This window comes from Streptomyces sparsogenes subsp. cuspidosporus, from assembly GCF_039532705.1.
In the GTDB taxonomy this organism is placed as follows: domain Bacteria; phylum Actinomycetota; class Actinomycetes; order Streptomycetales; family Streptomycetaceae; genus Streptomyces; species Streptomyces sparsogenes.
The window spans coordinates 1-20,485 of record NZ_BAAASD010000078.1 but is presented as its reverse complement, the minus strand read 5'-3'; the positions used below and the strand labels follow the sequence as shown (position 1 = coordinate 20,485).

Here is a 20,485-nt window from a genome sequence, read left to right as displayed (position 1 = left end):
CCGTCGGCGGCCCCTGCGGGTCGGCCGCGCCGCCCGCCCCGCCCCCACCCGCCCCGCTCCCGGCCGGCCTTCTCCGGTCCGTACCGATGCGGTCCGTATCGGTACGCGTCCCGGCGGGGTCCGCCACGACCTTGCTGAGCAGCACTGTACTGTCGTCGCCCGCCGGGGCGGCGGGAGCGGGCCCGCGGGCCGGCTGTACCCGGACCGCCCGCAGCGCCACGGTCTCGTCGTCCCTCGCCGCCCGCCGACCACCGGCCGGCCCGGCCCCAGGCACGGGCCCGGCCACGGGCCCAGCCGGAACCCCCGCCGCCGGACCTCCGGCCGCGGGCACCGGCGGCAGGACGGCCGTGGCGTCCGGATCGGTGGGCAAGGCGGGCACCGGCGGCAGGATCGCCGTGGCGTCCGGATCGGCGGGCCCGGCGGGCACCGGCGGCAGGACGGCCGTGGCGTCCGGGTCCGCGGGCCCGGCGGGTGACGCGGGGGGCCGGCGGTGCCGGGCCCGGGAGGGGCCGTCAGAGGGCCGCTCGGAGGCCGGGGCGACCCCGTGCCCGGAGGCCGCCCTCCGTCCCGCCACAGGCCCGGCGGCGGGCTTTCCCGCGGCCCTGGGCGCGGGACCCGCCGTGGGCCGGCTCAGGGGCCGGGGCATCGTCCCTGGCGCAGGCCCTGTCGTGGGCCCCGTCATCGGCCCCGTCATGGGTCCCGTGGTCGGCCCGGCGCCGGGCCGCGCCGGGGGCCCGGTCACGATCCCCGGGGTCAGCCCGGGCGCGGGCCTGGGCAGGGGATCGGTCAGCGGGTCGTCCAGCCGCTCCACGGCCGCCGCGAACGCGTCCGTCTCCCCCTGGGCGTCGTGCGGCTCTCGTGGCCCGTACGGCGCGTAGGGGTCGGGCTCCTGGGCGCCTGGGGCCGCGCCCTCGCGCTCGGGGCGCAGTGCGGTCACTCGCCGGCCTTGCCGCCGACCGCCCCCACCACGGGGGCCAGGCCCGCCGACCGCCCCACCGCCCCCGCGTCGCCGCACTCCTCCAGCCAGTTGGCGAGCATGCGATGGCCCCACTCGGTGAGCACCGACTCGGGGTGGAACTGCACGCCCTCGACCGGCAGCCGGCGGTGGCGCAGCCCCATCGCGATGCCCGTGTCCGTCCAGGCCGTGATCTCCAACTCGTCCGGGACGGTCTCCCGTTCGACGGCCAGCGAGTGGTAGCGGGTGGCGGTGAAGGGCGACGGCAGGCCCTTGAAGACCCCGGCGCCCTCGTGCGTGACGAGCGAGGTCTTGCCGTGCAGCAGCTCGGGGGCGCGCCCGACGACCCCTCCGTACGCCACGGCCATGGACTGCATCCCCAGGCAGACGCCGAAGACGGGCACACCGGTGCTCGCGCAGTGCCGCACCATGTCGACACAGACCCCGGCCTCTTCGGGGGTGCCGGGGCCCGGGGAGAGCAGGACGCCGTCGAAGCCGTCCTGGGCGTGGCCGAGGGCCACCTCGTCGTTGCGCAGCACCTCGCACTCGGCGCCGAGCTGGTAGAGGTACTGGACCAGGTTGAAGACGAAGCTGTCGTAGTTGTCGACGACCAGGACGCGCGCGCTCACCGGGGGCCCGCCATCCCCTCGTCGACCGTCACGTCGCCGAACGGCAGCAGCGGCTCCGCCCACGGGAAGACGTACTGGAAGAGCACGAAGACGATCGCCAGCACCAGCACGAGCGAAATCAGCGCCCGCACCCATGCGTTACCCGGCAGATGCCGCCAGATCCAGCCGTACATGCCATCCCTACTCACGACGGACTCACGACGAAGAAGTCGATTGCAGCACCAGAGTAAAGGGCCGGGACCTGCCCGGGTGGGTCAGCCGGGCAAAGCTTCCGGCTTGCCTTCGGTCACCGGACGGGTGGCGTCCAGGTGTGCCCACGCGATCAGCCTGTGGCTGTGCCCCCACTCCGGCTCACAGGTCGTGAGGGTCAGATAGCGGCCCGGTCCCCGGAACCCGGAGGCGCGCGGCACCGGGTCGATGACGCCGACGTCGGTGGGCAGGGTGCGGTAGGGCCGCCTGTCGATGCGGTACGTGTACCAGGTGGTGCCGTCGGTCACCACCACGGCGTCGCCGGGGCGCAGCCGGGGGAAGTCCTTGAAGGGGTCGCCGTAGGTGCGGCGGTGCCCGGCGACGGCGAAGTTGCCCCGGGCGCCGGGGCGGGCGGTGCTCGGATAGTGGCCCAGGCCCTTTTTCAGGGTGCCGGCCGCGGTGCCCTGAAGGACCGGCTTGACCCAGTCGGCGCCGAAGCGCGGGATGTACATGAGGGCGAAGGGCTCGCCGTCCCGGTACGGCTCCGGTTCGGCCTCCCGCCGCGGCGCCGCGGCCCCGGCGACGGGCCCGGTCGCCCACCGGTCCTGCAGCCGGTCGATCTCCCCGTCCATCGCGCGGTCGGCGCGCACTCCGGTCCAGTACAGGACGTAGACGACGAAGAGGACGATCAGGGTGCCGACGGTCAGGCACACCTCGCTGAGCGTTCTTACGACCAGTCGCACCCTCATCGGCCGCACACCTGTCCGCCTTCACCGCGTTCACCGCGTTCCTGAGGCCCCCCTTCCGGGGGCCCGCCTCACCGGGGCTGGGCGTAGTGCAGGTCCACTGTGCCGGAGTAGCCGGGAAGAGTCACGCTGTCGTGCTGGGCGACTTTCCAGCCGAGCCCGTACGCCTCGACGTAGCTGCGGTAGTTCTCGATGGCGGGGGACGCGGCCAGCGCGGCGCGCAGCTTTCCCCGGTCGCCGACGGCGGTGATCGTGTACGGCGGGGAGTAGACCTGGCCCTGGAGGATCAGGGTGTTGCCGACGCAGCGCACCGCGCTGGTGGAGATCAGCCGCTGGTCCATGACCTTGATCCCCCGGGCGCCGCCCTGCCACAGCGCGTTCACCACGGCCTGGAGGTCCTGCTGGTGGATGACGAGGTCGTTGGGCTGCGGGTCGGGCACGTCGGGGATCTTCGCCGTCGCGTTCGGCGGGGCGTCGGTGAGGGTGACGGTGAGCCCCGTGCCCGTGAGCTTCTCGGTGCCCGCGGCCCGCTCCAGCGCCGCGAGCTCGCGGCGCTCGGCGTCGGTGGCGCCGTTGTCCCGGCGGGCGAGGGCGTCGACCCGCGAGCGCAGCTGGGCGGCGCTGTTGTCGAGGTCGCGGTTCTTGCGGCTGCGCTCCTGTATGAGGTCGGACAGCCGCAGCATCGATTCGTCGCTGCGGATGTTGGTGCCCTGGGCGGTGTCGAAGCTGGTCCAGAAGATCAGCCCGGCGAGCGCGAAGACCCCGGCGGTCAGCAGCCGGACGGGGCGGAAGGAGGGGCGTCGAGGGCCCGGGGCGGGGGTGCCGGCGGAATTGCTCAACGTACCCTTACTCCTTACGACGCCGCGGAAGGACTACGCTAACTGACGCCCCGAGGGAAGGGCGTGGTCCCCCGCCCCAGTCCCGACCGGCGCCGTCCGTACCCATCCAGCGCGGTCACGCAGCGCATCGACAGGAGAGTTCCTCGTGCCGAAGTCACGGATCCGCAAGAAGGACGACTTCACGCCGCCGCCGGCGAAGCAGGCCGCCAACATCAGCCTGAGCAGCGGCCGCGGGTGGGTGGCGCCGTTGATGCTGGCCATGTTCCTGATCGGCCTCGCCTGGATCGTGATGTTCTATGTGACCACCGGCGACATGCCGGTCAAGTCGCTGGGCAACTGGAACATCGTGGTCGGCTTCGGCTTCATCGCCGCCGGGTTCGTGGTCTCCACTCAGTGGAAGTAGGATCGGCTCTCCGGCTTTCGCCGCCCGATCGTCCACACCCCGGTCGTCCACAGAGTTATCCACAGCCGGGGAAAACTCAGAAGATCTGTGGATAACTTCCGCCGCATTGACGCCGGTGTGATCGGCCGAGCACATCCGTTCGACCGTTCACACCCGCTCCTGCCTGCGAGAACGCGGATGAGTTCGGAGCCGCACTGATGTTCTCCACAGCTTGCACAAGATCGGCCACTCGCTGTGGACAACTGCACTGTGGATATTCCGCCGAGACGGCACGGCCGACGGTCAGCCGGTGAGCTGCACCGTCCGCATCCACACCAGCGCGACGATCACCAGCAGCGCCAGCGCGCAGGTGCCCTGCTGAACCAGCGCGCGCCGCTCCCGCGGCGCGTGGACCATCCCGTACGCCACCACGGTGCCGACGACCAGCCCGCCCACATGGGCCTGCCAGGCGATATTGGCCCAGAAGAAGGTGAAGACCAGATTCAGCACCAGCAGCGCGATGACCGGCCGCATGTCGTAGTTGAGGCGGCGCATCAGGACCGCCGTCGCGCCGAGCAGGCCGAAGATCGCCCCGGAGGCGCCCAGCGAGGGCTGGTTCTGCGCGGCGAGCAGATACGACAGCGCGCTGCCGCCGAGCCCTGACAGCAGATACAGCGCGAGATAGCGGGCCCGGCCGAGCGCCGCCTCCAGCGGCCCGCCGAGCCACCACAGCGACAGCATGTTGAACGCGATGTGCATCGGCTGCTGGTGCAGGAAGACCGCGGTGAACAGCCGGTACCACTGCCCCTCGGCGACCCCCTCGACGCTCGGGTAGGTCACCCGGCCCACCAGAAAGAGCGCGTTGACGAACCGGTCGCCCAACGCGAGCGCCACGAACCACACGGCCACGTTGACGCCGATGAGGATCTTGGTGAGCAGCCGCGGGTCGTCGCTGATCGCGCCGCCCGCTATCGTGCGCGGCCGCGCGGACCGCACCGGGGGCCCGGCCGGAGCGGGGCCGCCGGAAGGCCCGGGCGCGCCACCGCGCACACACTCAGGGCACTGGAAACCGACCGAGGCGCTGATCATGCACTCCGGGCAGATCGGCCGCTCGCAGCGGACGCAGCTTATGCCGGTCTCCCGCTGCGGGTGCCGGTAGCAGCAGACCGCCTGGTCCTCCATCGTCTCCCCTTGCCTGCACTCCATGCTCGCACCGGGCCCGCGTGCCCGCCTGCCGTCAAGACGGACAGGCGGGGCACGGAGTTCCCGTACGGGCTCAGCCCTCGCGGGTCTCCACGACGACCGACTCGATGACGACGTCGTTGAGCGGGCGGTCGGTGCGCGGGTTGGTCGACGTACCCGCGATCGCGTCGACGACCTTCTTGCTCGCCTCGTCGGCGACCTCGCCGAAGATGGTGTGCTTGCCGGTCAGCCACGCGGTCGGCGCGACGGTGATGAAGAACTGCGAGCCGTTGGTGCCCGGGCCGGCGTTGGCCATGGCCAGCAGGTACGGCTTGTTGAACGCCAGGTCCGGGTGGAACTCGTCGGCGAACTCATAACCGGGGCCACCGGTGCCGTTCCCCAGCGGGTCACCGCCCTGGATCATGAAGCCGCTGATCACGCGGTGGAAGACGGTGCCGTCGTACAGCTTCTCCTTGGCCCGCTTGCCGGTCGCCGGGTGGGTCCACTCGCGGGTGCCCTCGGCGAGCTCCACGAAGTTCTTGACCGTCTTCGGCGCGTGGTTCGGCAGCAGCCGGACCACGATGTCGCCGTTGTTCGTCTTCAGGGTGGCGTAGAGCTGCTCAGCCACGATCTACCTTCCATAGTTCTCAGTGCGGTCCCCCGATCCTCGCACGGACGCCCTGACGACGCGTACCCGCCGAAGCCGTGCGCGGCGCCGCGATTCATGCCGCCGCGTGCGGGAACCCGTATGTGCCCCGGATGCCCGGCCGCGCGTGCCCGGTGTCCTGCGAACGGGCATGATCTTCACAAACAGGTATGAACTCCCATGAGATGGATAGACGAAACTGCGCATATTAAGGACGGAACGCACAACCCCTCAGGACCCGTAGCACCGCCAGCGAGGAGGAGGATCCCGTGACCCGCATGGACAGCGTGCGAGCCGCGACCGGCACCGCCAAGGGCAGCGTCCTGCACGCAGCGGAGGCGGTGGCGCCCTACGCCGGCACGGCCAAGGACGCCGCCGCGCGCTACGCGCACACGGCCCGCGTACGGCTGGCGCCGAAGGTTTCGCACGCCGCACACCAGGCCCGCCACACCGCCGGCAGCCAATACCACGCGCACATCGCGCCGCGGCTCACCAAAGCCCGCCGCACCCTGCCCCGAGGGGTCGACGCCGCCGCCACCCGGGCCGCCCTCAGCACCCGCAAGGCGGCCCGCCAGGCCGCCCGGTACACCGCGCCGCGCATCGAGCACGCGGTGGCCGCCGCCGGGCCGGTGCGCGAGGAGGCCGTCACCCGCAGCGCCGCGGCCCTCGCCGCCCTGCGCGTGCACGTGACCGCGGAGGACATCAACAAGCTCGCCAGGCGGCGCCGCCGCAGGACGCGCACCGGCCGCATCGCCAAGCGCGCCACCTTCGTCGGCCTCGTGGGCGCCGGTGTCTTCACCGCGTGGAAGTGGTGGGACAAGCAGGCCAACCCCGACTGGCTGGTCGAGCCCCCGGCGGCGACCGAGGTGAGCGAGCGCGAGCCGCTGACCGCGGTGGACGGCAGCGACCAGTCCGCCCTGGACCCGGAGGCGCAGGCCAAGCAGACGGACGAGAAGGAGCGCTGAGCCGGGCCGGGTCGCAGCCGAGCACCCGGGCCCCGGCCCCGACCCTGGCCCTCGCCCCGGCCCTCGCCGCGCACCGCCCGCCGCCGCCCGATCAGTGGGCGGCGGCGCGCTCGCTGTACCGGCGCCTCTCCAGGAAGATCTCGGTGAACACCGAGACCTTGGCACGCAGCGCCCAGGGGTCGAACGGCTTGGCGATGTAGTCCACCGCACCGGCCGCGTACCCCCGGGAGGAGTGCTCGGGATCGGCGCCCATCGCGGTCAGGAAGATGATCGGGATGTCCCGGTTGCGCGGCCGCCGCTGGATGTGCGCCGCCGTCTCGTAGCCGTCCATCTCCGGCATCTGCACATCCAGCAGGATCACCGCGAAGTCGTCGTGGTCGAGCAGCGCCTTGAGGGCCTCCTGCCCGGAGGACGCGGTCACCAGCTCCTGGTCCAGCGTGGCCAGCACGGCCTCCATGGCCAGCAGGTTGTTCGGCTGGTCGTCGACCACGAGGATCTTGGGACGAGGCCCCGAGCAGGGCTTGGACATCGCGGGCCCGACGGGTGCGTCGGGCACCTCCTCCGGCTCCCGGGCCGTGGCCGGGCGCTGGAACTCCACCATCGCCAGCTGCCGCTCCAGCATCTGGCAGCGGTCCTCCGCCAGCATGCCGCGCAGCCGCACGTCCTCCAGCTCCTCCGTGAGGCGCTTCACCTCACGCCGGAGCATGTCCCGCTCCTTGACCAGCTCCGCGTGATCGGGCAGGCCCAGCTCCAGCGCGTCCGCCCGGGTGCGCTCCGTCACCCACGCGCCTTCCATCTGGCTCAGCCGCACCTCGAGATCGGCGATGCGATGCTGCCGGTCGAGCAGCGCCTCACCGAGCGCGTCCTCCTTCACGCTGGACGCCCGGGCCTCCCGGTCGGCGTCCGCCAGCTGGTGCTGCAGGATCTCCATGGCATGACCGGGCGACCCACTCGTGTGCACCGCCGCCCGGTGCAGCTCCCGCACCAGCTCGATCGCGGCCGGGGTCGCCGCGCTGCCCCGCCGCTCGGCGAGATCGGTGAACAGGTCCTGTACGAATTCCCACGGCGGGATGCGCGTCCCGCTCAGATAGCGCGAGAACGTGCCCGGATCGCGATGCCTGCGCGCCGCGTATCTGCGCACCGACACATCGAGCCCCTTGAACAGGTCCCGCAGCGCCAAGGCGAAATCCCGGCATTCCTGGCTCAGCCCATCACCCAATGGCCGCAGCTCACGCATCTTGTCTCCCTGCGCGGCGGACCGCGCCGACCACCCGATTCCCGGGCCGTTTGCCCGAGTTGAGCCCAGCGTGGGGCATCGACCGGGTGTTGCGCAGGACAAGGGCGAGAGCGGCAACATCGGGCAACACGCGGGAGGACAATGCCCCGCGCCGGCTCCGCCGCGGCAAGCACAAAACACCGGCCAGGGCACCTTCCGATGTCCTGACCGGTGACGACAGTGGAGCCTAGGAGAGTCGAACTCCTGACATCCGCCATGCAAAGACGGCGCTCTACCAACTGAGCTAAGGCCCCGTCGCCGATCAGGATACCTGCTCGCGGCCACCTTTCCCGACCGGGTATCGCTCGCGCGTACCGCCCTCCGTAGGATGCCACGCAAGATTCGCTGCAGCGAAGCGAAGGGGAGAGCGAATGGACGCAGCACAGCAGGATGCCACCGCCCGCGCACGGGAGCTGCAGCGCAGCTGGTACGGGGAACCGCTGGGGGCGCTCTTCCGCCGTCTCATCGACGACCTCGGCCTCAACCAGGCCCGCCTCGCCGCCGTCCTCGGTCTGTCCGCGCCGATGCTCTCGCAGCTGATGAGCGGCCAGCGCGCGAAGATCGGCAACCCGGCCGTCGTCCAGCGGGTGCAGGCCCTGCAGGAGCTGTCGAGCCAGGCGGCGGACGGCCGGGTCAGCGCCGCCGAGGCGGCCGAGCGCATGGAGGAGATCAAGAAGTCCGCGGGAGGCTCCGTGCTGAACACCACCCAGACCACCGCCAGCACCGGCGCCCCGACCGTGCGGCGCGTGGTCCGCGAGATCCAGTCGCTGCTGCGCTCGGTCTCCGCCGCCGGCGACATCATCGACGCCGCCGACACCCTCGCCCCCACCCACCCGGAGCTGGCGGAGTTCCTCCGGGTGTACGGCGCCGGGCGGACCGCCGAGGCGGTCGCCCACTACGAGGCGCACCAGAGCTGACGGGCCGAAGGACTGCTGACGAGCCGATGAGGGGGCGGGGGCCGCGCGATGGGTGAGATCTTCGCGGGCCGGTACGAGCTGGTCGACCCGATCGGACGCGGTGGCGTGGGCGCCGTATGGCGCGTCTGGGACCACCGGCGCCGCCGGTACGTCGCGGCGAAGGTGCTCCAGCAGCGCGACGCGCACACCTTGCTGCGCTTCGTGCGGGAGCAGGCGCTGCGCATCGACCACCCCTATGTGCTGGCACCGGCGAGCTGGGCCGCGGACGACGACAAGGTCCTGTTCACCATGGACCTGGTGGGCGGCGGCTCGCTGGCCCACCTCATCGGCGACTACGGTCCGCTGCCGCCGCGCTATGTGTGCACGCTGCTGGACCAGTTGCTCTCCGGCCTGGCGGCGGTGCACGCGGAAAACGTGGTGCACCGCGACATCAAGCCCGCGAACATCCTGCTGGAGGCCACCGGGACCGGTCGGCCGCATGTGCGGCTGGGGGATTTCGGCATCGCGCTGACGAAGGGGGAGCCCCGGCTCACCGAGGCCAACTTCGTGATGGGGACGCCCGGTTACTTTGCGCCCGAGCAGATGATGGGCGAGGAGCCGGACTTCCCCGCGGACCTCTTCGCGGTCGGCCTGGTGGCGCTGTATCTGCTCAGCGGGCACAAGCCGGACGCGGACGCCCTGGTCAAGCTGTTCGAGCAGGGCGTGCCGAACGCGCCGGAAGGGGTGCCTGAGCCGCTGTGGCAGGTGATAGCGAACCTGCTGCAGCCCGACCCCGAGAACCGGTTCCGCTCGGCCACGGGGGCGCGCAAGGCGCTTCTCGCGGCCGCGGAGCTGCTGCCCGAGCCCGGCATCGACGACGAGGTCATCGAGGTCTTCGACCATCTCGGGCCGCTCCCCGAGGGTTTCGGCCCCGAGGGCCCCCTCCGGACGGCCCGACAGGCCGACCCCGACACGGGCACGGTCGCGGCGGGCACGGTCGCGGCGGGCACGGTCGCGGGCACGGTCGCGGGCACGGTCGCGGGCACGGGCGCTGACGAGGGCGGGAGCACGGGCGGGGACAGGAGCACGGGCGGGGACACCGGCGGGGGCGCGAACCGCCGGCACGGCGCCGCCACGCCCCAAGCCCCTTTTCCCCAGGCGCCGATGACGCCAGGGCCATCCGAACCACAACCGTCCGTATCGCAGCCGTCGCAGCCACAGCCCGGGCAGCCACAGTCCTCGCAGTCGCCGCCGTCGCACCCGTCGCACCCGTCGATGTCGGACACTGGCAGCTTCCAACTGCCCCCGCCCCAGCCCCAGACGCCGCACACCGGGATCCCGCCGCAGCCACCGACCCCACCGCCGCACACCCCACCCCCGCCCGCCGCGCAGCCGCACACCGCGCAGCCGCACACCGGGCAGCACCCGGCGGCCCAGCACCCGGCGGCCCAGCACCCGGCGGCCCAGCACCCGGCGGCCCAGCACCCGGCGGCCCAGCACTCGGCGGGGCAGCCCCAGGCCCCTTACGCCCCGCTCACCCCGTACTCCGGGGTCCCGCAGCCGGCAGACCCCTCGCCCCGGGCCCGCGCAGCCCCCACCGCCCCCGAGCCCCGTACCGCCCGCACAGCCGCCGCAGACCCCGCTCGATCCGCGCCGGCCAGGACCCCAGCCCTCGCATACGCATACGCCCACCCCCACTCCCGCCACGGCTCCCGCTCCGGCGGTCCGGCCCGAATCCCCTCCTACTCGTCCATACACCGCTCCCCAGCCGCAGGTTCCACTCGCCGGGCCCGAGCGGCGTCCCGGCCCGTCCCGGAAGGCGGCGATCGCGATCCTCATCGCCGCCGCCGTCTGCTTCGCGGTGGGCACCTGGGCGCTGCTGGCCGCCGGCTGACCGATCGGGCCGGCCGAGCAGGCCGAGCTACCGGGCCGGCCGAGCGGGGCCGGCCAGGCGGGCAAGCTGACCGGCCGGCCCCCGCCGGGCCACCGGGCGGGGGCCGCGCCGCGCTACGGGGGCCGGGCTACCGGGCGGGCGGCGGCGGGCCGGGCCGCCGGTGCCTGCCCGGGCCGGGGGTCCCTGCCGCGGCCACCGGGGCGCGGCGCCGGGCCACCAGCGTCCACCCCCCGAGCCCGATCAGCAGCAGCGCGCCGGCCGCGTAGCTGGCGTAGGCCACCAGCCGCAGCCGGTCCTCACTCCTGCCGGCGGGCACCGCCATGGCGTCATCCCCGGTGGCCGGCGCCCGGGCGGCCTCCCGCTTGTCGGCGTCCGTCAGGCCGAACCCCGCCCGGACCGCGTCCCCGTCGTACGTGGGCCCGGCCGCCGGGTCGCCCGAGACCCGCACCCGCAGGGTGAGCGGCACCGCGCCCTTGAAGAACCGTGTGACCTCCGGGTTCACCGTGACCGCGAGGTAGTACCAACCCGAGAAGCTCATGGTGCGCACCGAGTACTCGGCCCGCGCGGTGCGGTTGCCGTACGCCACGGGGGCGGTGTCCAGTTCGGCCCGGGCCTTCCGGCCGTCGTAGCCGGCGAAGGAGGTCTTTCTGGTCAGGCCGCGCGCCGGGTTGAACGCCCGCATCCCGAGGGCGTCGTTCACCCCGGCCCCCTCTCCGGTCTTCGAGGCGGGGAGTTCGGCAATGGCGTTCAGCCGCTGCCCCCAGTCGACCGGCACCCGGTAGAAGTGGGTCTCTCCCGGCTTTATCTGATCCGCCCACACCCCTGTGGACAGGGGGCGGGCGTCGTTGAACCCCCTGCCGCCCTGCCGCCACCGGGCCTGGCCCTCGGGCGGTTCGGGCGCGGGCGTGCGCCAACTCCCCTCCGGGGCCTGGCCCCTGTCGCCGCCCTTCACCGGTGGCTCCACCATCAGCCGGAGTTCCAGCGGCCAGCGGGCGGGGTCCTGGGAGCCGGTCCCGCGCTCCACCGTGACGACGTACCGGCCCGCCTTGCGGCAGGAGGCCACCGAGCCCGGTTCGGCCAGGCGTGCTGCGTAGTCGGCGAGCGGGTAGGCCACGCCGTTCGCCTCGATCTTCCGGTCGGAGCTGCCGCAGGTGGCGCCGTCGGGGCTCTCCAGCGTCACCTTGAGGCCGTCGCGGTACGAGGCGACGCCCGCCCCCGGCCGGGGTGCCGCGACGGCTGAGACGTATGCCGAGGAGGTGGCGTCCAGCCGGACCTCGTAGTGCCGCTTCTGGCCCGCCGCGATGCTGTCGACGTAGCCGAACCCCGGCTTCAGCGGCGGGGCTCCCTGAGCGTCGCTCGTGCCCTCGACTGAGGTCCCCTGGGTCCGGTACGGCCGGGCCCCGGCGGCCCCGTCCGCGGGCGCGGCCCAGGCCTGACCGGCCGGCCACGGCGCCGTGGCCACCGCGCACAGCGCCGCCACCGCGGCGAGGCCGGTCCTGACCGTGCTGCGGTCGTTCATCGCGGGTCACTCCTCGTCGTACCGGCCGTACGGCCCGTTCAACTTTGCTTATGCAAGCTTTTCGTTCGCAAGAGTGAATAAAGCGGCCGGCGGTCGCCGCGTTTCCCGCGACGGCCGCCAGTAAAGCCGACAGGGCCCCGACCGCTCCAGCGATCGGGGCCCTGTACGGAGCTGTTGGTCTCACACACCCGAACCTGCGGGCACGGAGTCGGTCGCCTCCGTCCACAGATCCTGCTCGGCGCGATCCGCCTGGATCTGGCGGTACACGAGGAGCCCGCCGATGGCGGCCAGTGCGACCAGGAGAAGCTTCTTCACCGCGCTACCTCGTCTCTTTCCTTGACGTAGGGGACCTCTGGCGCCCGATGATACACACCGGCCGATACCGATCGGTGACCTATGCCCGGCATGGGCCGAACGACGGCAGGTCCCAACTGACCGGGCGCGTTTACGGAATCGGCGCGGACAGAATCGGGCCGGACGGAGAGGTGATCTCCGTCCGGGCCGATCGCGCCGGTGGGGCTAACAGGACTTGAACCTGTGGCCTCTTCCTTATCAGGGAAGCGCTCTAACCGTCTGAGCTATAGCCCCGCGCTGCACCGAAAGATTAGCGCACGACCAGCCCTGTCCCAAAATCGGTAACGGACGGCCGCTACTCGTCCTCGGCGAGCGTGACCTCCACACCGCCGACGAAGCCCGCCGACAGGTTGTAGATGAAGGCCCCCAGGGTGGCCAGGGCCGTCGCCAGCACCACGTTGATCGCGGCGATGACCCCGGTGAAGACCAGCACCCGCGGCAGCGACAGGAACGACTCCAGATCGAAGCCGCTGCCCTTCTTCGACTCCGTGGCCTCGCTGATCGTGCCGCCCACAGCGCTGAAGACGCCCATCCCGTCCATGACCATCCACAGCACCGCCGCGGCGACCACGGTGCAGATGCCGAGCGCGATCGCGAGCAGGAAGCTGACCTTCATCACCGACCACGGGTCCACCCGGGAGACCCGCAGCCGCGCCTTGCGGGTGCGCGGAGCCGAGCGGGCGCCCGCCTCCGGGCGCGGGCGGCGCGCCGCCGTCTGCTGCTGCCCGGAGGCGCCCCGCGCGGCCCCGCCACCGCTCGGCGGCGCGTAGGCCTGCGGCGGGTGGTACGGCTGCGCGGGCTGCTGCTGGGACGGCCGCTCACCGGGCAGCGGACTCCCGGTGTGGCCCTCGTAGGGCGGCTGCGGCTGCCTGATGTCCGTCACGGTTCCCCCATGGGAGTCGGCGGCGGGGCCACGGGCGCCTCCCGAAGCGGATGATCCGCTCCCGGCGGACGCGGCTCCCGGCGCCGGCCGCTTGCCGGCACCTGCTCCGCCGCCGCCCGCCGCGGCACCCGTGGCTCCACTCACGACTTACTCCTCGGTCTCGTCGGCCGGGGACGGTGTGCCCCCGGCCGCCTCGGACGCGGCCCCCTCGGCTGCCTCGCTCCCGGTCTCGGACTCGTCCTCGACCTCTTCAGCCTCACGACCGGCCTCGGCGTTCCGGGCGATGCCGACGACGGCATCGCGCTTGCCCAGGTTGATCAGTTGGACGCCCATGGTGTCACGGCCCGTCTCCCTGACCTCGTTCACACGAGTACGGATCACGCCACCGCTGAGCGTGATGGCAAGGATCTCATCACTCTCCTCGACCACCAGCGCACCGACCAGCGAACCGCGGTCCTCCACGATCTTGGCGGCCTTGATGCCGAGGCCGCCACGGCCCTGGACGCGGTACTCGTCGACGTTCGACCGCTTCGCGTACCCGCCGTCGGTGGCGGTGAACACGAACGTACCGGGCCGGACGACATTCATCGAGAGGAGCTCGTCCCCCTCGCGGAAGCTCATGCCCTTCACGCCCGAGGTCGCCCGCCCCATGGGCCGCAGCGACTCGTCCGTGGCCGTGAACCTGATCGACTGTGCCTTCTTGCTGATCAGCAGCAGATCGTCGTCGGCCGAAACCAGCTCGGCTCCGATCAGCTCGTCCTCCCGGCCGTCCTCCGTCTCCCGGAGGTTGATGGCGATCACACCACCCGACCGCGGCGAGTCGTAGTCCTTGAGCGGGGTCTTCTTCACCAGGCCCGACTTCGTGGCCAGCACCAGATACGGCGCCGCCTCGTAGTCCCGGATCGCCAGGATCTGCGCGATCTGCTCGTCCGGCTGGAACGCCAGCAGGTTCGCGACGTGCTGCCCGCGCGCCTCCCGGCCCGCGTCCGGCAGCTCGTACGCCTTCGCCCGGTAGACCCGGCCCTTGTTGGTGAAGAACAGCAGCCAGTGGTGGGTGGTCGAGACGAAGAAGTGGTCGACGATGTCGTCCTGCTTGAGCTTCGTGCCGCGCACGCCCTTGCCGCCGCGCTTCTGCGAGCGGTAGTCCTCGGTCTTCGTCCGCTTCACATAGCCGCCACGGGTGATCGTGACGACGATGTCCTCCTCGGCGATCAGGTCCTCGATGGACATGTCCCCGTCGAAGGGGATCAGCTTGGTGCGCCGGTCGTCGCCGTACTTCTCGACGATCGCGGTCAGCTCCTCGCTGATGATCTGCCGCTGCCGCTCGGGCGAGGCCAGGATCGCGTTGTACTCGTTGATCTTGGCCTGCAGCTCGTCGTGCTCCTGGATGATCTTCTGACGCTCCAGGGCGGCCAGCCGCCGCAGCTGCATCTCCAGGATCGCGTTCGCCTGGATCTCGTCGATCGTCAGCAGGTCCATCAGGCCGCCGCGCGCCGTCTCGACCGTGTCACTGCGCCGGATCAGCGCGATGACCTCGTCGATCGCGTCCAGCGCCTTGAGCAGACCGCGCAGGATGTGGGCCCGCTCCTCCGCCTTGCGCAGCCGGAAGCGCGTCCGCCGGACGATGACCTCGATCTGGTGCGTGACCCAGTTGCGGATGAAGGCGTCCAGCGAGAGGGTGCGCGGCACCCCGTCGACCAGCGCCAGCATGTTCGCGCCGAAGTTGGTCTGCAGATCGGTGTGCTTGTAGAGGTTGTTGAGGACGACCTTGGCGACCGCGTCCCGCTTCAACACGATGACCAGGCGCTGGCCCGTGCGCGAGGACGTCTCGTCGCGGACGTCCGCGATGCCGCCGATCCTGGCCTCCTTCACCAGGTCGGCGATCTTCTGCGCCAGGTTGTCCGGGTTGACCTGGTACGGCAGCTCGGTGACCACCAGGCACTGCCGGCCCTGGATCTCCTCGACCTCCACGACCGCGCGCATCGTGATCGAGCCACGGCCGGTGCGGTACGCCTCCTCGATGCCCTTACGGCCGACGACCAGGGCGCCGGTCGGGAAGTCCGGGCCCTTGATCCGGTCGATCAGCGCGTCGAGCAGCTCCTCCGGCGTGGCCTCCGGGTTCGCCAGGAACCACTGGGCGCCCTCGGCCACCTCGCGGAGGTTGTGCGGCGGGATGTTGGTGGCCATGCCCACCGCGATCCCCGCCGAGCCGTTGATCAGCAGGTTCGGGAAGCGGGACGGCAGGACCGTCGGCTCCTGGTTGCGCCCGTCGTAGTTGTCCTGGAAATCGACGGTCTCCTCGTCGATGTCCCGGAGCATCTCCATGGACAGCGGGGCCATCTTGCACTCGGTGTAGCGCATGGCCGCGGCCGGGTCGTTGCCCGGGGAGCCGAAGTTGCCGTTGGAGTCGACCAGCGGCATCCGCATCGACCACGGCTGGGCCAGCCGCACCAGGGCGTCGTAGATGGACGAGTCGCCGTGCGGGTGGTAGGTGCCCATCACGTCGCCGACGACGCGCGCGCACTTGTAGAAGCCCTTCTCGGGCCGGTACCCGCCGTCGTACATCGCGTACAGCACGCGCCGGTGCACCGGCTTGAGGCCGTCCCGGACGTCGGGCAGCGCGCGGCTCACGATCACGCTCATCGCGTAGTCGAGGTACGAGCGCTGCATCTCCGTCTCGAGGCCCACCGGCTCGACGCGGAGGGCGGCCCCCTGGGCGGTGTCTTCGGGCGTGTTCGGGGTGTTCTCGTCGGCCATTGCTGGTCAAGTCCTTCTGTCGTCTGCGGCTGCTCGGCCGACTCAGATGTCGAGGAAGCGGACGTCCTTGGCGTTGCGCTGGATGAACGAGCGCCGGGCCTCGACGTCCTCACCCATCAGGACCGAGAACAGGTCGTCGGCCTGCGCCGCGTCGTCCAGGGTGACCTGGCCCAGGACGCGGTGATCGACGTCCATGGTGGTCACGCGCAGCTCCTCGGCGTTCATCTCGCCCAGACCCTTGAAGCGCTGGACCGAGTCCTCCTTGATGCGCTTGCCCTGCTCACGGCCGGCCTGGATCAGCGCGTCCCGCTCGCGGTCCGAGTACGCGTACTCGAAGTCGTCCCGACCCCACTTGATCTTGTACAGCGGCGGGCGGGACAGGAAGACATGGCCCGCCTCGACCAGCGGACGCATGAAGCGGAAGAGGAAGGTGAGCAGCAGGGTGTTGATGTGCTGACCGTCGACGTCGGCGTCCGCCATCAGAATGATCTTGTGGTAGCGGAGCTTGCTGATGTCGAAGTCCTCGTGCACACCGGTGCCGAACGCCGAGATCAGCGCCTGGACCTCGTTGTTCTGGAGGATCTTGTCGACCCGGGCCTTCTCGACATTGAGGATCTTGCCTCGGATGGGCAGGATCGCCTGGTACTGCGGGTTCCGGCCGGCCTTGGCCGAGCCGCCGGCGGAGTCACCCTCGACGATGAAGATCTCGCACTTGGCCGGGTCGTTGGACTGGCAGTCCGCCAGCTTGCCCGGCAGCGAGGCGGTCTCCAGCAGCCCCTTGCGGCGGGTCAGGTCGCGCGCCTTACGCGCCGCCACCCGGGCCGTCGCCGCCTGGATGGACTTGCGGACGATGTCCGCCGCCTCGTTGGGGTTGCGGTCCAGCCAGTCGGCCAGATGCTCATGGACGATCTTCTGGACGAAGGTCTTCGCCTCCGTGTTGCCCAGCTTCGTCTTCGTCTGGCCCTCGAACTGCGGCTCGCCGAGCTTGACCGAGATGATCGCGGTCAGGCCCTCGCGGATGTCCTCACCGGTGAGGTTGTCGTCCTTCTCCCGGAGCAGCTTCTTGTCCCGCGCGTACTTGTTGATCAAGTACGTCAGCGCGGCGCGGAAGCCCTCCTCGTGGGTACCGCCCTCATGGGTGTGGATGGTGTTCGCGAAGCTGTAGACACCCTCGGTGTACTGGGTGTTCCACTGCATCGCGATCTCCACCGAGAGCATCCGCTCCCTGTCCTCGGCCTCGAAGCCGATGACCGTGGGGTGGACCAGCTCCCCCTTGCGGGAGTTCAGGTACTTCACGAAGTCGACGATGCCGCCCTCGTAGCAGTACGAGACGGAGAGCGGATTGCCCTCCTCGTCCACATGGGCCGCGCGCTCGTCCTTCAGCGAGATGGTCAGGCCCTTGTTCAGGAACGCCATCTCCTGGAAGCGCCGCGACAGCGTCTCGAAGGAGTACTCGGTCGTCTCGAAGACGTCCGGGTCGGCCCAGAAGGTGACCGTCGTACCGGTCTCCGAGACCGGCTCGTTCTTCGCCAGCGGCGCGGTCGGGGCGCCCAGCTTGTAGTCCTGGGTCCAGCGGTAGCCGTCCCGCTTGACCTCGACCGCGACCTTCGACGACAGCGCGTTGACCACGGAGACGCCGACGCCGTGCAGACCGCCGGAGACGGCGTAACCCCCGCCTCCGAACTTGCCGCCCGCGTGCAGCACGGTCAGCACGACCTCGACGGCCGGCTTCTTCTCCACTGGGTGGAGGTCGACCGGGATACCGCGGCCGTTGTCGACCACGCGGACCCCGCCATCGGCCAGGATCGTCACCTCGATGGTGTCCGCGTGACCGGCCAGGGCCTCGTCCACGGAGTTGTCCACCACCTCGTACACGAGGTGGTGGAGGCCGCGCTCGCCGGTGGAACCGATGTACATACCGGGTCGCTTGCGGACCGCGTCCAGGCCCTCCAGGACGGTGATCGCACTGGCGTCGTACGACGGCGGGGCCAGGGCCTCCGCGCCGTCCTCGGACGGGATCTCGGACGGGATGTTCTCGTTGGGGTTGCCGGAATCGGCCACGAAGCGCCCTTTCTGGCACAGCACGAGCCGACTCCGGGGCAAGCGGGAGCGGCTGCGTCGTTCAACATGTTTCCGCGAGCGCTCGGTGCGCAAGCGGCGACGGTGTACGGCCCCAGTCTACCGGTAGCGCCGACAAGAATGGGGGCTTGCCGGTGCCTGAGTACGCATGTGCCGCCCTGAACCGGTCGCCGCCGACTCCCCATATCTGGGGACGGGGTCCAAGAGGCTCACGCCGCCACTCAGCGCTTCGGGCCGTCAACCACCGGCAACCATGACGGGCACCCCGTACGCCACCCCGTTCACGAACGTCACCCACCGCCCCCGCGCCCGGTCCGGCCGGGGGGCGCACGCGCGGTCCGCGTCAGCCGTAGGTGTCCCCCGGACCCCTGCTGCCGGGGGCGCGCAGCGGACCGTAGCGGCGGGCCGGGCCGCCCGGGCCCAGCACCTTGATCAGCTTGACCGCGCCCTGGCCCAGGTCCGCGTTGAGCCGGGCCACCAGCTGCGGGGCCAGCAGCCTCAGCTGGGTCGCCCACGCCGTCGAGTCGCACCGCACCGTCAGCACCCGCGCGTCCTCGTCGTACCGCTGCGGCTCGCAGTGTTGGGCCACCTCCGGCCCCACCATCTGCGGCCAGCGGCCCATGACCCCCCCGACGGCGGCCGGGGTCTCCCAGCCCCGCTCGGTGATCAGCCGGCTGATCGCGGCACCGAGCGGAAGCGGATCGCGTCCATCAGCGCGCGCTCCGGAGCGCAAGCCCCCTCGACGCGCCTGCTTCTTCTGCTGCGCCGCCGCGCCCCGGGCGCGCGCCTGTTCCTTGGCGGCGCGCAGCGCCACGCGCGCCAGATCGACCCCCGAGGGCTCCGCGGGGGTGGTCGGCCGGGCGGGCCGTGCGGGCTGCTCGGTCACAGGGGCCGCACCTCCCCGTGGGACACCGCGTAGCGAGCGCCCGCCAGCACCCCGGGTACGTCGTCCTCCACGGCCGCCGTCACCAGCACCTGCTCCCCGGGCGCGACCAGCTCGGCCAGCCGCTCCCGGCGCCGCTCGTCGAGCTCCGCGAAGACATCGTCGAGCACCAGCACCGGCTCACCCGCCCGTCGGCCCCCGCCCGACCCACCGGCCCCACCGGCGCCGGCCTCGGCTGTCCCGGCCGGCGGGCTGCCGGTGCCCCAGGCGACGTCGGCGCGCAGCAGGTCGTACGAGGCCAGGCGCAGGGCCAGCGCGTACGACCAGGACTCGCCATGGCTCGCGTACCCCTTCGCCGGAAGCTGCCCGAGCCGGAGCACCAGGTCGTCGCGGTGCGGGCCGACCAGGGTGACCCCGCGCTCGATCTCCTGTCTGCGGGCGGCGGCGAGCGCGGCCGAGAGCTGCTCGTACAGCTCCTCACGGGTGCCCGCTGCCGCCAGGTCCTCGCCGACGGAGCTGCGGTAGTCGAATCCCACCGGCCCACCGCCGGGCGCCAGTTGCTCGTACGCCTTGTCGGTCAGCGGCTGCAGGGCGGAGATCAGATCGAGGCGCTGGGCGAGCAACTCGGCACCGGCCCGCGCCAGGTGCTGGTCCCATACGTCGAGGGTGGACAGCGCCGCCTCGCCGCCGGAGCCGCGGCCGCCGCCGTGGCGCCGCGCCATCGCGGCGGTCTTGAGCAGGGTGTTGCGCTGCTTGAGCACCCGCTCGTAGTCGGAGCGGACCCCGGCCATGCGCGGTGAGCGGGCGGTGACCAGCTCGTCCAGGAACCGGCGGCGCTCGCCCGGATCCCCCTTCACCAGGGCCAGGTCCTCGGGCGCGAACAGCACCGTGCGCAGGATGCCCAGCACATCACGCGGCCTGACCTGCGAGGACCTGTTGATTCTGGCCCGGTTGGCCTTGCCGGGGTTCAGCTCGAGCTCGACCAGCTGCTGCCGGTCGCCCTCGGCGATGGCGGCCCGCACGATCGCCCGGTCCGCGCCCATCCGCACCAGCGGGGCATCGGAGGAGACACGGTGGCTGCCGAGCGTGGCCACATAGCCGATGGCCTCGACGAGATTGGTCTTCCCCTGGCCGTTGGGGCCCACGAAGGCCGTGACGCCCGGGCCGAGGGCGACCTCGGCCCGGGCGTACGAGCGGAAGTCGGCGAGCGACAGATGCGTGACATGCATGGTGGCGCGCCGACCTCCCCCGGCGGCTCCTCGCGGGAGCTGGTTACTTCTTGTTCTCGACCGCGTGGCCGCCGAACTGGTTGCGCAGCGCGGCGATCATCTTCATCTGCGGGGAGTCGTCCTGGCGGGACGCGAAGCGGGCGAAGAGCGAGGCGGTGATGGCGGGCAGCGGCACGGCCTTG

At 71.8% G+C, this 20,485-nt stretch carries 17 protein-coding genes, 2 tRNA genes and 2 pseudogenes; 4 read left to right on the top strand and 17 right to left on the bottom strand.

Annotated features, from left to right (window positions below; translation table 11 throughout):
• The 5 genes and pseudogenes from ABFY07_RS41280 to ABFY07_RS41260 all read right to left on the bottom strand — a co-directional run.
• A pseudogene (locus ABFY07_RS41280) lies at positions 1-937 on the bottom strand (hypothetical protein); the annotation flags it as partial.
• On the bottom strand, positions 934-1,584 hold the full coding sequence (locus ABFY07_RS41275) for an aminodeoxychorismate/anthranilate synthase component II (RefSeq protein ID WP_065962055.1): 651 nt from the start codon (positions 1,582-1,584) through the stop codon (positions 934-936). The gene ABFY07_RS41275 and the pseudogene ABFY07_RS41280, both read right to left, overlap by 4 nt.
• Positions 1,581-1,772, bottom strand: coding sequence for a hypothetical protein (locus tag ABFY07_RS41270; protein WP_143667732.1), 192 nt, complete (start codon positions 1,770-1,772; stop codon positions 1,581-1,583). The genes ABFY07_RS41275 and ABFY07_RS41270 overlap by 4 nt, the downstream gene beginning before the upstream one ends.
• Positions 1,773-1,838: 66 nt before the next feature.
• Positions 1,839-2,522 (bottom strand): class E sortase, encoded by a 684-nt coding sequence (locus tag ABFY07_RS41265; protein ID WP_346179382.1) that lies wholly within the window; start codon positions 2,520-2,522, stop codon positions 1,839-1,841.
• Positions 2,523-2,590: 68 nt separating this feature from the next.
• Positions 2,591-3,358: a DUF881 domain-containing protein gene (locus tag ABFY07_RS41260; protein WP_065962050.1), complete on the bottom strand. Its 768-nt coding sequence runs from the start codon at positions 3,356-3,358 to the stop codon at positions 2,591-2,593.
• A gap of 145 nt (positions 3,359-3,503) precedes the next feature.
• Here ABFY07_RS41260 and crgA point away from each other — a divergent pair, with 145 nt between their 5' ends.
• The gene (crgA, locus tag ABFY07_RS41255; RefSeq protein ID WP_065962048.1) at positions 3,504-3,761 is read left to right on the top strand and encodes a cell division protein CrgA; all 258 of its coding nucleotides are present in this window, start codon (positions 3,504-3,506) and stop codon (positions 3,759-3,761) included.
• 282 nt (positions 3,762-4,043) lie between these two features.
• Here crgA and ABFY07_RS41250 read toward each other — a convergent pair whose 3' ends face one another.
• Positions 4,044-4,922 carry a rhomboid family intramembrane serine protease gene (locus ABFY07_RS41250; protein WP_346179381.1) on the bottom strand — a complete coding sequence of 293 codons (879 nt, stop codon included), beginning with the start codon at positions 4,920-4,922 and terminating at the stop codon, positions 4,044-4,046.
• A 94-nt stretch (positions 4,923-5,016) separates the two neighbouring features.
• Positions 5,017-5,550 carry a peptidylprolyl isomerase gene (locus ABFY07_RS41245; RefSeq protein ID WP_065962045.1) on the bottom strand — a complete coding sequence of 178 codons (534 nt, stop codon included), beginning with the start codon at positions 5,548-5,550 and terminating at the stop codon, positions 5,017-5,019.
• 287 nt (positions 5,551-5,837) lie between these two features.
• Here ABFY07_RS41245 and ABFY07_RS41240 point away from each other — a divergent pair, with 287 nt between their 5' ends.
• The gene (locus ABFY07_RS41240) at positions 5,838-6,533 is read left to right on the top strand and encodes a DUF5324 family protein (RefSeq protein WP_346179380.1); all 696 of its coding nucleotides are present in this window, start codon (positions 5,838-5,840) and stop codon (positions 6,531-6,533) included.
• Between the two features lie 91 nt (positions 6,534-6,624).
• Here ABFY07_RS41240 and ABFY07_RS41235 read toward each other — a convergent pair whose 3' ends face one another.
• Complete coding sequence (locus tag ABFY07_RS41235) at positions 6,625-7,770, bottom strand: response regulator (protein ID WP_346179379.1); 1,146 nt, start codon at positions 7,768-7,770, stop codon at positions 6,625-6,627.
• Between the two features lie 220 nt (positions 7,771-7,990).
• A tRNA-Ala gene (locus tag ABFY07_RS41230) sits at positions 7,991-8,063 on the bottom strand.
• 117 nt (positions 8,064-8,180) lie between these two features.
• Here ABFY07_RS41230 and ABFY07_RS41225 point away from each other — a divergent pair.
• Positions 8,181-8,726 (top strand): helix-turn-helix domain-containing protein, encoded by a 546-nt coding sequence (locus ABFY07_RS41225; RefSeq protein ID WP_065962037.1) that lies wholly within the window; start codon positions 8,181-8,183, stop codon positions 8,724-8,726.
• Positions 8,727-8,774: 48 nt separating this feature from the next.
• Positions 8,775-10,865, top strand: a complete 2,091-nt coding sequence (locus ABFY07_RS41220) for a protein kinase domain-containing protein (RefSeq protein ID WP_346179378.1) — start codon at positions 8,775-8,777, stop codon at positions 10,863-10,865.
• A 1,433-nt stretch (positions 10,866-12,298) separates the two neighbouring features.
• On the opposite strand, the gene ABFY07_RS41215 is transcribed toward ABFY07_RS41220, so the two are convergent.
• The 8 genes and pseudogenes from ABFY07_RS41215 to ABFY07_RS41180 all read right to left on the bottom strand — a co-directional run.
• Complete coding sequence (locus tag ABFY07_RS41215) at positions 12,299-12,433, bottom strand: DLW-39 family protein (RefSeq protein ID WP_003958712.1); 135 nt, start codon at positions 12,431-12,433, stop codon at positions 12,299-12,301.
• 199 nt (positions 12,434-12,632) lie between these two features.
• Positions 12,633-12,706: transfer RNA gene (locus ABFY07_RS41210), tRNA-Ile, on the bottom strand.
• Between the two features lie 61 nt (positions 12,707-12,767).
• Positions 12,768-13,355 carry a DUF3566 domain-containing protein gene (locus ABFY07_RS41205; protein ID WP_346179377.1) on the bottom strand — a complete coding sequence of 196 codons (588 nt, stop codon included), beginning with the start codon at positions 13,353-13,355 and terminating at the stop codon, positions 12,768-12,770.
• Between the two features lie 147 nt (positions 13,356-13,502).
• A complete protein-coding gene (gene gyrA / locus ABFY07_RS41200; RefSeq protein WP_346179376.1) occupies positions 13,503-16,112 on the bottom strand; it encodes a DNA gyrase subunit A in 2,610 nt (869 codons plus the stop codon).
• A gap of 42 nt (positions 16,113-16,154) precedes the next feature.
• The gene (gyrB, locus tag ABFY07_RS41195; protein ID WP_346179375.1) at positions 16,155-18,197 is read right to left on the bottom strand and encodes a DNA topoisomerase (ATP-hydrolyzing) subunit B; all 2,043 of its coding nucleotides are present in this window, start codon (positions 18,195-18,197) and stop codon (positions 16,155-16,157) included.
• Between the two features lie 337 nt (positions 18,198-18,534).
• A complete protein-coding gene (locus tag ABFY07_RS41190) occupies positions 18,535-19,077 on the bottom strand; it encodes a DciA family protein (RefSeq protein ID WP_346179374.1) in 543 nt (180 codons plus the stop codon).
• On the bottom strand, positions 19,074-20,303 hold the full coding sequence (gene recF / locus ABFY07_RS41185) for a DNA replication/repair protein RecF (RefSeq protein WP_346179373.1): 1,230 nt from the start codon (positions 20,301-20,303) through the stop codon (positions 19,074-19,076). Before recF ends, ABFY07_RS41190 begins: the two co-directional genes overlap by 4 nt.
• A 43-nt stretch (positions 20,304-20,346) precedes the next feature.
• Positions 20,347-20,485: pseudogene (locus tag ABFY07_RS41180) on the bottom strand (6-phosphogluconate dehydrogenase); the annotation flags it as partial.

Bases quoted from the DNA above. Each gene is read 5' to 3' on its own strand.
- ABFY07_RS41235 (WP_346179379.1), bottom strand. From the start codon at position 7,770: ATGCGTGAGCTGCGGCCATTGGGTGATGGGCTGAGCCAGGAATGCCGG.
- recF (WP_346179373.1), bottom strand. From the start codon at position 20,303: ATGCATGTCACGCATCTGTCGCTCGCCGACTTCCGCTCGTACGCCCGG.
- gyrA (WP_346179376.1), bottom strand. From the start codon at position 16,112: ATGGCCGACGAGAACACCCCGAACACGCCCGAAGACACCGCCCAGGGG.
- ABFY07_RS41220 (WP_346179378.1), top strand. From the start codon at position 8,775: ATGGGTGAGATCTTCGCGGGCCGGTACGAGCTGGTCGACCCGATCGGA.
- ABFY07_RS41265 (WP_346179382.1), bottom strand. From the start codon at position 2,522: ATGAGGGTGCGACTGGTCGTAAGAACGCTCAGCGAGGTGTGCCTGACC.
- ABFY07_RS41225 (WP_065962037.1), top strand. From the start codon at position 8,181: ATGGACGCAGCACAGCAGGATGCCACCGCCCGCGCACGGGAGCTGCAG.
- ABFY07_RS41250 (WP_346179381.1), bottom strand. From the start codon at position 4,922: ATGGAGGACCAGGCGGTCTGCTGCTACCGGCACCCGCAGCGGGAGACC.